This is a genomic window from Micrococcus sp. MS-ASIII-49 (genome assembly GCF_000946635.1).
In the GTDB taxonomy this organism is placed as follows: domain Bacteria; phylum Actinomycetota; class Actinomycetes; order Actinomycetales; family Micrococcaceae; genus Micrococcus; species Micrococcus luteus.
Genome location: NZ_JXSP01000173.1, coordinates 1 through 7136, shown reverse-complemented (window position 1 = coordinate 7136; position 7136 = coordinate 1). Strand labels below are relative to the sequence as shown.

Below are 7136 nucleotides of genomic sequence, written 5' to 3'. Positions count from 1 at the left end.
CACCACTATCCGGGACTCAACTGACGCGGAGGAGCATCACGCTCTGATTCGCAGCTTCATAGCCGGATCGGACGAGACGGCGAACCTCACGACGAGAGTTGCCGCGCTGCTTGTACTCCTCTACGGCGCCCGAATCGACCGCATCCACCGACTGACCACCGCCGACACCAGCACAGTGGGAGAACGAACATACCTTACGCTAGCGGCAGAGCCCATTGAGATCCCGAGCCCGGTTGCGGGGCTCCTCGCACGGCTCGTCGCTGATGCCGAGCGCGATCCGCGTGCGCTGCGCCGGGACAGCGAAGGCTCATATCTCTTCGTGTCTCCTCGGCGGCATCACGAACCGATCCATCCCACGACCCTGGGGCGGTGGATGGCGCGGGCCGGGGTCAGTCCGCGGATCGCCCGGAACTACGCCATGCTCGCTCTCACCAGCGACCTCCCCGCCGCTGTGGTGGCGACGCAGGTGGGAATCACAGCGCAGGCCGCCGGCCGCTGGGCGCAGTTCGCGCAACGCGACAGCGTCGAATACATCGTCGCGAGAGCACGCACTCCAACGCGCGAAGGCTTGCTGTAATGAACTGACCAGCCGTCCGGCGACCACCCTGGAGCAGTTCAGCCGCGACTACACGGACACATGGAGCCCGCAACCGGGGGTGGGCGGACGGTCACCCGCGGTTGAGCGAGGGAGTCCTAGCGTCGCTGCTTGCTGGCCGCGCTCTCGATGATGTCGAGGGCGGTTGGGGTGCCGGCTTCTTCGCCAAAGACGGTGGCGAGCTCGGAGGCACGTTGCTCCATTCGTGCGTTGGTGAGCGCGGTGTCCATGGCTTCAGCGAGCCGGTCCGCGGTCAGTCTCGTTCGGGCGATGGGGGCGGGAGAGACTCCGAGCTCGTGGGCGCGTCTGGCCCAGAAGGGTTGGTCGGCGCCGAAGGGGACCACGATGGTGGGGACCCCGGCGGCGAGGGCGGCGCCGGTTGTCCCGGCCCCACCGTGGTGCACGGTTGCGGCGACGCGGGGGAACAGCCAGGAGTGTGGGACGGAGTCGATGGTGAACACGTCCGGGTCAGCGCTGTCCCCGGGGGTGAGGGCGTACCCTGCGTCGTCATTCGCTCACCATCATGCAGCCAATCTTGCACCGAATCCCGGTTGGGTAGTCGGAAGTTCCCGACGACTCGATCGTTTCGTCTGAGGGGCGGCGCCCTCGCCGGCCGAAGGAAACACTCTGAACGCAGCGTGTTCACAGTGCCCAGTAAGTCACCGATATTCCATGTCGTGCGCGCCCCCGCGGAGGCTGAGGCGCGACGCTCGCCTTGGTGGGTCAAGCCGTCCACAGCAATTCTCACCAGCGCATCCGGTGGGACCTTTCACCTTGCAGGCTCCGAAGGGCTGGCCGCCCTCGCAGACCTGTTTTGGCTGATGCGACGGAGGGTCCATTTGTGGCCTTCGACGAACCCGGTGACGAGGACCAGCAGGCCCAAGCACATCAGCCACTCCGCACCTGTCAGCGAGGTGGCGCCAACGACGTTCTGCAGGAACGAGATCTCGGTCGACAGCACGATGATGACGACGGGCCAGACGAGCAGCTTCGCGACGGCGGCGATCGGTGCGGCGAGCCCGGTCTCGGGGGAGCGGCGCATGAGCACGGCGCTGATGACGGTGCCGAGGCCGACCACGACGTAGGCCATCGTCATGGCGTGCGACGGCTCGGTCGGACTCGGCTCGTCGGGCCCCCAGACGAGCGGGATCCACGAGGCGAGGAAGATCGCGAAGCCGTAGAGCCCCCATTCGGCGAGGGCTCCGCCGTTCGCGACGCCGAGCTTCGGGTTGCGGGGCGGGCGGTCCATGATCCCCGGGGGCTGCGCGTCGGCGGCGATCGCGAAGACGGCGAACAGCGTCACGAAGAAGTTGAGGAACAGCACCATGCCGGGGGTGAGCGCGACGCCGTCGGCGATGTTGAAAGCGGATGCCGCGAGGAACAGCAGCAACAGCGACACGAGCTGCGACATCTGGAAGCGCAGGTATGACGTGATTTTGTCATAGACGACGCGGCCGAGTTCGACCGCCCGCACGAGCGTTGCGAAGTTGTCGTCGGTGAGGACGAGCTTCGCCGCTTGCTTCGTCACCTCCGAGCCCGAGCCCATGGCGACACCGACGTCGGCCTGTTTGATGGCGGCGGCGTCGTTGACGGCATCCCCCGTCATCGCGACGATCTCGCCCTGCGACTGCAGCAGCTGCACGAGGCGCAGCTTGTCCTGCGGGGTCACGCGCCCGAACACGTGCAGGTCGGGCAGGTCGCCGAGCAGCTCGGTGTCGTCGAGCTTGTGCAGATCGGCGCCGCTGATCGCGCCGGCGCCGAGACCGAGCTCCTTGCCGATCGCGCCCGCCGTCACGGCGTGGTCGCCCGTGATCATGCGCACCTCGATGCCGGCGCGCTGGGCGATGTCGACGGCCACCTTCGACGACGGCCGCAGGGGGTCGACGATCCCGACGACGCCGATGAGGTCGAGGCCGGTCACGTACGACATCGGGTCGGCGACGATGGATGCCTCGTCCGCCGGATCGAGGACGCGCATGCCGATCGCGAGCGTGCGCAGGCCGCTCGAGCTCATCTCCTCCAGGACCCCCGTGACCTCCGCGGGGTCGATCGGGGACTTCGTGCCGTCGGTCGAGTAGCGGGCCGCGCAGCGCCCCACGATGATGTCGGGCGCGCCCTTGACGAACTCGAGGATGCGCTCTTCGCCGTCGAGGGTGAAGTGGTGGAACGTCGCCATGAACTTGTACTCGGAGTCGAATGGCACCTCCGCGATGCGCGGGTGGTCGCGTCTCGTCGCGTCGGCGTCGACGCCGAACTTCGCGGCGAGCACGATGAGCGCAGCCTCCGTGGGGTCGCCGACGACGGCGCCCTCCGGCGAGACGGTCGCATCGTTCGGCAGCGATACCGCCATGCCCACGCGGTTCGCCTCGACGGGCTCGCCCGCGGCGTGGAGCACTTTGCCGTCGAACGAGTAGCCGCCTCCTGTCACCTGGTAGCGCTGGCCGCCGAACCACACCGTGCGCACGGTCATCTCGTTGAGCGTCAGCGTGCCGGTCTTGTCGGAGCAGATGGCGCTCGTCGCGCCCAGGGTCTCGACGTCGGCGAGGCTCGCGACGATCGCCTTCTCCTTCGCGAGGTGCGTCGCGCCCCAGGACAGCAGGCTCTGGACGAACGTCGGCAGGCCCGTCGGGATCGCCGAGATCGCGACCGCCGTGCCGAGGAAGAGCAGCTCGCTGAGCTCCTGCCCGCGCAGCGCGCCGATCACGATGATGACGATGACGGCGAGCCACGCCACGATGCCGATGACGCGGGTGAGGCCATCGAGCTCGCGCTGCAGAGGCGAGCGCTTGTTCGACACCGACGAGAGCAGCGTCGCGATGCGCCCGACCTCGGTGCGCATGCCGGTCTCGACGACGATCATGCGCGCGGTGCCGCGTGTGACGGACGTGTTCTGGAAGAGCATCGCCGTCCGGTCGGCGAGGGCGGCGCCCGGCGCATTCGCGGTGCGACCCTTCTCGATCGGCAGCGACTCGCCCGTGAGGGCCGACTCCTGCGTCTCGAGGGTCGCGGAGCGCACGATCCGCCCGTCGGCGGGCACGAGGTCGCCGGCCTCGAGATCGACGATGTCGCCGGGCACCAGGGCGGTCGCATCCACGAGCACGATCCGCCCGTCGCGCAGCACGCGAGCCTGCGGCGTCTGCAGCTTCGCCAGCGCGTCGACGCTGCGGCGCGCCTTGAGCTCCTGCCGAGTGCCTTGCACAACGTTGAACGCGACCAGCACCCCGACGATGATCGCCGTCGACACCTGGCCGATCAGCAGCGACACCACCGCGACGGCGATGAGCATGAGGGTCATCAGCTCGGCGAGCTGCAGGAGAGCGATCTTGAGCGCGCTCGGCGGCGGCGCGCTGACGAGGGCGTTGGGACCGGCTGCCGAGAGCCGTCGGGCAGCCTCGGCCGCGGCGAGGCCCTGCTCGGCGTCGGTGCCGAGATCGGCGGCGACCGCTCCGGGCTCCAGCGACCACCACGCAGTCGAGATTTCCGGCACGGTCGAGGTCGGAGTGCTCATGCACTCAGGGTACTGCTCACTTCGCAAACTCCCGCGGGAGATCCTTCCGGACGGCGGACCGGACTGATCGTATTCGCGCTGCTCTTCCCGCTGGCTGCCGGAACCCTCGGCGTGATCGCCGGATCCCTCACCGGAATGGGCATCGGTGGTGCGGTGGTCCTCGAGGCGCTCTGTGGGAGCGCGTCCTACATCGCCGCTACCGCCGCGGTCCGCCTCGCCCTTCCCGACGCGAACGTCGCCCTGTCGCTGACCGCAGCATTGGCATCACCTTCCCCCTGAATCTCGTCCTCGGTGTCCCGCTGCTGACCTGGCTCGCCGAACAGGTGGCACGGTGACAACACTCACCCCGTCACCCGGACCCGTCGTCGATTCCCCTAGGGAGACCCGCATTACCACCCGGCAGCAGACCCACCGCGCTCCCTCCGCGAAAAGGGTGTTCGCCGGACGGGCGATCGTCCTCGTCTTCGCGATTGGTCAGATCGTTTCCACCGTCGTGTTTGACCTGTGGTCACCCACCGAGCTGCAGTCCGGGGTGCAGTTCTCCCCGCTGGTCCCGCCCGGGCCGATGTTCGCGATCTGGGGTGTCATCATCGCCGCCAGTGTGTTGTGGGCGATCCTGCAGATCCGTCCGTCCGCACCTCCCCGCTGCGAGACCGCCTCGTGGTGCCGCTGAGCTGCGTCTACGCGGGCTTCGCGCTCTGGCTGTCCGCGGCGGCGCTCGGCCAATCGTTCCCGCTCACCCTGGTCGTGTTCGTTTTCATCGTCACCGCGCACTTCGTCGCGTGGCGGCGGATCACCGCCGCGCGGGACGAGATCGCCACATGGAAGCGGGTAGACCGGGTCGTCCTGTACCTGTCGCAGGGGCTGTACGCGGGGTGGACGTCGATGGCGTTCTTCGTCAACATCGCCACCGTCCTCCAAGCCGCCGGCGCCCCCATCGAAGGCGTGTGGGGAACGACATGGCAGCTGCTCGTCATCGCTGCCGCCGCGGGGGTCGCTGTCTTGTTCGTCGTGATTACGGCCGGCTCGGCGTGGTTCGCGGCCGCGGCGTGCTACGCGCTGATCGGCGCGGGCATCTCCTCCAGCGCGGGCGGTTTCACCGCTCTCGCCATCGCACTCGGTGCCGGCGTCGCCGTTGTGATCGGCGCCACGATCGTCCTTCGAGTGAAGAGGCATCACACACCTTAGGTCAGCACGGCGCGCAGGTCCCTCTCGCACAGGAGGCCAGCTGGGGCGATGATCGTGTTGGTCGGCGTACTTGCCGTCGCCGCGCTGGCCATCGCCGCGATCCCTGCTCGTGCCGAGGCGAGTCGGCGCCGCCAGGCGGCAGCCACAGTCCGCATCGTCACGGCACTGGCCGCGACAACCCTTTCGGTCGTCCTGCTGGTGCCAGCGTGGCAGGACAGCGGCGAGCTCTCGCTGGTTCTCGTCGGGGTTCCTGCGGTGGCGGGAACGACCGTGTTGGTCCTTGAGTGCACCGGCCGCCCGGTTCGGGCGGTCACCTGGATCGCGGGAATCCTCGTGCTCTTCTGGAGTGTGCTTACGGCCCTCGGGCTCGGCCTGTATTACCTCGGACCTGGCATCCTTCTCCTTGCAGCTGCCGCCGTGACACCGCGAGATCGGGTGCGGACGGATGCGTAGGCTGCGTGCACCGTTGCCGGTGTTCCTCATCGTCTCGTTCGGGGTCACCTGGTTGCTCTGGCTTCCCCTGCTGCTGAACGCACAGACCGGCAGTGCGCTGAGCGTGATGCCGTACCAGTTCTTCCTTGCCTCCTTCGGCCCGCTCCTGGGTGCGGTTGCGGCGACCCTGTCCGCGGGAGGGTTCCTCGAGCTGCGGGTGTGGGTGCGGCGGGCGTTCTCTGTCCGGTTCCCGCCGATCTGGTGGGCTGCGGCGGTCGGGATGCCGCTCGCGTACGGGGTGATCGGGTACGTCACAGCCTGGGCCGTGACCGGCACCTGGCCCGACCTGTCCCGGCTCGGGCTCACCGACAAACTCCCCGGCATGAACGCGGCCGCCGTCGCGCTGGTGTGGACGCTCACCTTCGGTCTCGGTGAAGAAGCAGGATGGCGGGGCTGGCTGCTTCCCCATCTGGCTCGTCGGATGAGCGTGCTGACCGCGGCGCTGGTAGTCGCGGGGGTCTGGATCTGCTGGCACCTGCCGGCGTTCTTCTTCAACCCCACTTACATGCAGATGGGGTGGAGCCTCATCGGGTGGATGATCGCTTTGGTCGCCGGATCGCTCCTGCTGTCCTGGATTACTGCGAGGGCGGCGTGGAGCATCATCCCCGTGCTGATCTGGCACGCCGGGTTCGATCTGCTCACCGCAGCCGACCAGTCCGCCGGGATCATCGCCTCCACCATCAGCGCCATCGTCATCCTGCAAGGCGTCCTCGCCGCCTGGCTACTCTGGCGAACACGCGGCGACGATCCCGCAACAACACCCCTCACCGTCACAGGCCCAACCTTCCGGGCGAGCTGATTTGGCGTTCCGCAGAATTGAGCTGATAGCTGCGGAGTCGCACCAAGCGTGGCCTGGTGAAGGGACTGCTACGCGGATCGGTGCCAATACTCCGCGCCGGACTCCTCCTGCGACAACGGTTCGCACCAGGAATAACGCAACCCGGAATACTGCCTCTCCGCCAGTCGGGGAGGCCCGCCCGTGAGCGCCTACGCGGAAGTCATCGAGTGGGAGGACTACGAGGGCGGCGTGAACGGCTACAACGCCGACATGGTGGCCGCCATCGAGGTGGAGTCGTTGCAGAACCAGGCGCGGCGCGCCCGGTGGGGCGAGCGGTACACCCCGGGCCGCATCTGGCATGTCGTCCACGAGGACGGCACGATCCAGCACGGCCATTCCGCGAACGTCCGCACGGCCAAGCGGGAGGCGCAGGCAGCCCTAGCTGTAGGAGGGCATGACGTTGTTGACTCGCGCTGGGGCCAGTGAGGCCGGAGGAGCCTCTGCGCAGGAGGTATGAGGCCGATGATAGTTGTAGTGGTTCACCCACACCGCCAGGGCCTCACGCCGAGCTTGCT

Annotated in this window: 10 protein-coding genes; 7 read left to right on the top strand and 3 right to left on the bottom strand. The window is 68.2% G+C overall.

Going from position 1 to position 7136, the window contains the following annotated elements; translation table 11 throughout:
- Window positions 1-577: hypothetical protein (locus tag SJ20_RS12045; protein WP_044659933.1), on the top strand; the 577-nt coding region annotated here is incomplete at its 5' end.
- A gap of 116 nt (window positions 578-693) precedes the next feature.
- Here the strand turns inward: SJ20_RS12045 and SJ20_RS12280 are convergent.
- Both SJ20_RS12280 and SJ20_RS10955 read right to left on the bottom strand, forming a co-directional pair.
- Window positions 694-1056, bottom strand: coding sequence for a glycosyltransferase (locus tag SJ20_RS12280; protein ID WP_044659932.1), 363 nt, complete (start codon window positions 1054-1056; stop codon window positions 694-696).
- 308 nt (window positions 1057-1364) lie between these two features.
- On the bottom strand, window positions 1365-4103 hold the full coding sequence (locus SJ20_RS10955; protein WP_044659931.1) for a cation-translocating P-type ATPase: 2739 nt from the start codon (window positions 4101-4103) through the stop codon (window positions 1365-1367).
- Between the two features lie 111 nt (window positions 4104-4214).
- Here SJ20_RS10955 and SJ20_RS12240 point away from each other — a divergent pair, with 111 nt between their 5' ends.
- The 6 genes from SJ20_RS12240 (at window position 4215) to SJ20_RS10930 (ending at window position 7047) form a co-directional block, all read left to right on the top strand.
- Window positions 4215-4382 carry a sodium-dependent bicarbonate transport family permease gene (locus tag SJ20_RS12240; protein WP_235281301.1) on the top strand — a complete coding sequence of 56 codons (168 nt, stop codon included), beginning with the start codon at window positions 4215-4217 and terminating at the stop codon, window positions 4380-4382.
- Between the two features lie 52 nt (window positions 4383-4434).
- Window positions 4435-4776 (top strand): hypothetical protein, encoded by a 342-nt coding sequence (locus tag SJ20_RS10950; RefSeq protein ID WP_131661513.1) that lies wholly within the window; start codon window positions 4435-4437, stop codon window positions 4774-4776.
- The gene (locus SJ20_RS10945; RefSeq protein ID WP_044659929.1) at window positions 4764-5291 is read left to right on the top strand and encodes a hypothetical protein; all 528 of its coding nucleotides are present in this window, start codon (window positions 4764-4766) and stop codon (window positions 5289-5291) included. Before SJ20_RS10950 ends, SJ20_RS10945 begins: the two co-directional genes overlap by 13 nt.
- A 48-nt stretch (window positions 5292-5339) precedes the next feature.
- Window positions 5340-5744, top strand: a complete 405-nt coding sequence (locus SJ20_RS10940) for a hypothetical protein (protein WP_044659928.1) — start codon at window positions 5340-5342, stop codon at window positions 5742-5744.
- Window positions 5745-5763: 19 nt separating this feature from the next.
- Window positions 5764-6582: a CPBP family intramembrane glutamic endopeptidase gene (locus SJ20_RS10935; RefSeq protein ID WP_235281300.1), complete on the top strand. Its 819-nt coding sequence runs from the start codon at window positions 5764-5766 to the stop codon at window positions 6580-6582.
- Window positions 6583-6762: 180 nt separating this feature from the next.
- Window positions 6763-7047, top strand: coding sequence for a hypothetical protein (locus tag SJ20_RS10930; RefSeq protein ID WP_044659926.1), 285 nt, complete (start codon window positions 6763-6765; stop codon window positions 7045-7047).
- Here SJ20_RS10930 and SJ20_RS11920 read toward each other — a convergent pair.
- Window positions 7000-7136 (bottom strand): integrase core domain-containing protein (locus tag SJ20_RS11920; RefSeq protein WP_165577062.1); only part of this gene is annotated, 137 nt, incomplete at its 5' end. The genes SJ20_RS10930 and SJ20_RS11920 overlap by 48 nt on opposite strands.

What these genes read in the sequence shown, in the direction of transcription:
- SJ20_RS10955 (WP_044659931.1), bottom strand. Translation starts at nt 4,103, where the DNA reads ATGAGCACTCCGACCTCGACCGTGCCGGAAATCTCGACTGCGTGGTGG.
- SJ20_RS10940 (WP_044659928.1), top strand. Translation starts at nt 5,340, where the DNA reads ATGATCGTGTTGGTCGGCGTACTTGCCGTCGCCGCGCTGGCCATCGCC.